3 protein-coding genes are annotated in these 3,498 nt (G+C 71.9%); all 3 read left to right on the top strand.

Features of this window, described 5'->3' with window-relative positions; translation table 11 throughout:
• The coding region (locus tag FRW57_RS23505) for a DUF6049 family protein (protein ID WP_238999490.1) at positions 1 to 1,125 on the top strand (1,125 nt) is incomplete at its 5' end.
• Positions 1,122 to 2,741: a murein biosynthesis integral membrane protein MurJ gene (murJ, locus tag FRW57_RS19060; protein ID WP_137119520.1), complete on the top strand. Its 1,620-nt coding sequence runs from the start codon at positions 1,122 to 1,124 to the stop codon at positions 2,739 to 2,741. The genes FRW57_RS23505 and murJ, both read left to right, overlap by 4 nt.
• Before the next feature lie 150 nt (positions 2,742 to 2,891).
• Positions 2,892 to 3,498 (top strand): protein kinase family protein (locus tag FRW57_RS19065; RefSeq protein ID WP_476748660.1); only part of this gene is annotated, 607 nt, incomplete at its 3' end.

Genomic DNA, 3,498 nt, shown 5'->3' on the forward strand with positions numbered 1-3,498 from the left:
CGGGGCGCGTGGCGGGGCCACGGTGGCCTCGCTGCCGCGGTGATCTCCGCGCGGGCGCTGGACGGCTCGTCGGGCTACACCGGCTCGGCCCCCCGCAAGTCGGCCCAGGGCCTGCCGCTGCTTGCCTACGACGACCGGCTGAGCGCGATCTTCAGCGCGATGGACGACCCGGCCGCCGGAGGTGCCGCGGTGCAGCGCTTCCTCGCCGAGACGCTCGCCGTCTACCAGGAGCGGCCGGCGAACAGCCGATCGCTGCTGGTCGTGCCACCCCGAACCTTCGAGGGCGACCCGACCGTGCTGCGCCAGCTGTTCGCCGGGGTGGACCGGGCCCCGTGGCTGCGGGCCACCTCGACCGACACTCTGCTGCGCCAGGCCGAGAAGGCCCCGAAGGTGAAGGACCGCACCCTGACCGGAAAGTCGGCGCCCTCCGCGCCCGGCTCCCTCACGGCATACCCCTCGGCGCACGCCTCACCGCTCACGACCAAGCGGCTCCTGGCCCTCACCGAGCTGCGGGCCACGACGGCCGGCGTGAGCGGCGTGCTCGACCCGGGCGACGGCTACCAGTCGATCTGGTCGGCCGCCACCGACCAGCTGCTGTCCAGCCGGTGGCGCACCCGTCCGGGAGCGTGGCGCACCCTCGAGGTGCGGGTCGTGGACGCCAACCAAGCCATCACGAAGGGCGTGAGTGTCGTCTCGAGCACCTTCAACTTCTTCGCCGACGAGGGGTCCCTGCAGCTGACCGTGGTCAACGACCTCGACGTCAGCGTGCGCAACGTCCACCTCACCCTCGCGCCGCGCAACCCGCGGCTGCGCATCATCGCGCAGCCGACGCCGCTGCGGATCGGCCCGCACAGCCGGACCACGGTCAAGGTCAAGGTCAATGCGATCTCCGCGGGACTGGTCCCGGTGGACGCCTACCTGTCCGCCCCCAACGGCACCACGCTCGGGTCGGGGACCTCCGTCACCGTGCGGGTGCAGCCCACCAGCACCTGGATCTACTGGGTCCTCGGTATCGTGGCCGGGCTCATCCTCGTGATCGGTCTCTACCGCGCCCTGCGACGAGGGGGCCAGCGACCGACCGACCCCAGCGCGGCCGAGCACATACAGGAGATCCCCGACCCATGAGCCAGACCAACGCGCCGTCGAGCATCGCGCGCTCGAGCGCCGGCATGGCGGCCGGAACGCTGGTCTCCCGGCTGCTCGGCCTGATCCGGGTGCTGATGCAGGCGGCGGCGATCGGGCTGACCGGCGCGAGCGCCGACGCCTGGACCAACGCCAACACGCTGCCCAACATCATCTACCTGCTGCTGGCCGGCGGCATGCTCAACGCCGTCCTCGTCCCGCAGCTGACCAAGGCGATGACCCAGCGCGACGGGGGTCGCGACTACTCCGACCGGCTGCTCACCCTGGCCGCGATCGGGCTGGTCGTCGTGACGGTGGTCTTCACCGCCGGATCGACCCTGCTCGTGCGGTTCTACGCGCCGAGCTTCCACGGCGACCAGCTGCAGCTCGCCTTCGCGTTCGCCATCATCTGCATGCCGCAGATCCTGTTCTACGGCCTCTACACGCTGCTCGGCCAGATCCTCAACTCGCGTGACAAGTTCGCCGCCTTCATGTGGGCCCCGGCGCTCGCCAACGTGGTCGGCATCGTCGGGCTGGCGGCGTTCCTGGCGCTCTTCCCGCACGAGGCGGCGCCGGCCGACTGGACGCCGAGCATGATCTGGCTGCTCGGCGGCAGCGCCACCCTGGGCATCGTCCTGCAGGCGCTCGTCCTGCTCTATCCGGTGTGGCGCACCGGCTTCCGCTGGCGGCCGCGCTGGGGCTTCCGGGGCGTCGGACTGCGCACCGCCTCCCGGGTGGCGATGTGGACCTTCGGGATCATCGCGGTCTCCCAGGTGGGCATCTGGGTCACCTCGGTCGTGGTCAACCACGCGTCCACCTCCGGCGCGAAGGGCACCGCCGGCCGGTTCGCCTACGAGCAGGCGTCGCTGCTGTTCGTGCTGCCGCACTCGCTGATCACGCTGTCCCTCGTCACCGCCCTGTTCCCCCGGATGTCCCGCGCGGCGCACGCCCGCAACCTGCCGGCGCTGCGCTCCGACCTGCGGCACGGGCTGCGACTGATCGGGGTCGCGATGATTCCGGTCAGCCTCGGCATGCTGCTGCTCGGCCCCGCCATCGCCTCCACCCTGTTCTTCAGCAACGCGGCCAGCGACACCCGAGCACTCGCCTACGTGATGATGGCGATGGTCTGCGGGCTCGTCCCGTATGCCGTGCTGACCCTCACCTGGCGCGCGTTCTACGCGTTCGAGGACGCCAAGACCCCGTTCCGGTTGCAGATCGTGATCACCGCCGTCTCGGTGTGCGGGACCCTGCTGTCGCTGCTGCTGCCGCCGGACCGGGTGGCGGTCGGCGCCGGCCTGTCGCAGGCCGTGGGTCAGCTGGCCGCCTGCGTGGTCGCCGTGGTCTGGATCCGGCGCCGCCTCGAGGGGCTCTCGCTGTTCGTCGTGGTGCGCACCTACGTGCGCCTGGGGATCGCCGGGCTGCTCGGTGCCGGCGCGGCATACCTCGTGCACCTGGGTCTCGCGCAGGTGCTGACCGGACGGATCGGCTCCCTGCTGACCCTGGTCCTCGGCGGTGGCGTGCTGCTGGTCATCTACATCGTGGTCGCCAAGCGGTTGCGGGTGACCGAGGTCGACGAGCTGCTCGGCTCGATCACCCGCAAGCTCCGCAGCCTGCGCTGACCTTGCCCTGACCTTGCGCTGACCGCACAGCAGCGAGCCTGCCCACGCCGCCGTGGCAGGGCGCACAGGCACCCAGCCCTTAGTATTGGCCGCGCAGCAGCAGTCGTACGCTCGCGTGCCCGCGGGACCAGCACAGGAACAGGAGCAGTGGTGCAAGGCATCAGCCCGGACACGGTTCTCGCGGACCGCTACTCCCTCACCACGCGTCTGGCCGGACGCGACGACCTCGAGCACTGGGCGGCGCGCGACCGCACGCTCGAGCGTGAGGTCGCCGTCACGGTTTTCCCCAGCTCGGGGGAGCACTCCGCCGCCGCGCTGGACGGTGCCCGGCGAGCCGCCGGCATCGAGGACTCGCGACTGGTGCGGATCCTCGACGTCGGCGAGCAGGCCGGAGTCTCCTACATCGTCGAGGAGAGCCTGCGCGACGCCACCTCCCTGGCCGAGCTGGTCCGCGAGCGGGCGCTCCCGACCGAGGAGGTGCGCCGCATCGTCGGCGAGACCGCCTCGGCGCTCGAGGTCGCCCGGCAGCGCGGACTGCACCACCTGCGGCTGACCCCGCACGCGGTGCTCGTGACCAAGGAGGGCCGGATCCGGGTCAGCGGGATCGCGGTCGCAGGCGCGCTCGAGGGCCTCGACGACGTGCCCTCCGACGAGGCCTCGCGCGACGACGCGACCGCCCTGGTCGGCCTGATCTACGCCGGCCTGACCGGCACCTGGCCGCTCGAGCCGGAGGTGCCCGGTGTGCCGTCCAGGGAGG

Source organism: Segeticoccus rhizosphaerae, from assembly GCF_009192725.1.
Lineage (GTDB): Bacteria > Actinomycetota > Actinomycetes > Actinomycetales > Dermatophilaceae > Segeticoccus > Segeticoccus rhizosphaerae.

Bases quoted from the DNA above. Each gene is read 5' to 3' on its own strand.
- murJ (WP_137119520.1), top strand. From the start codon at position 1,122: ATGAGCCAGACCAACGCGCCGTCGAGCATCGCGCGCTCGAGCGCCGGC.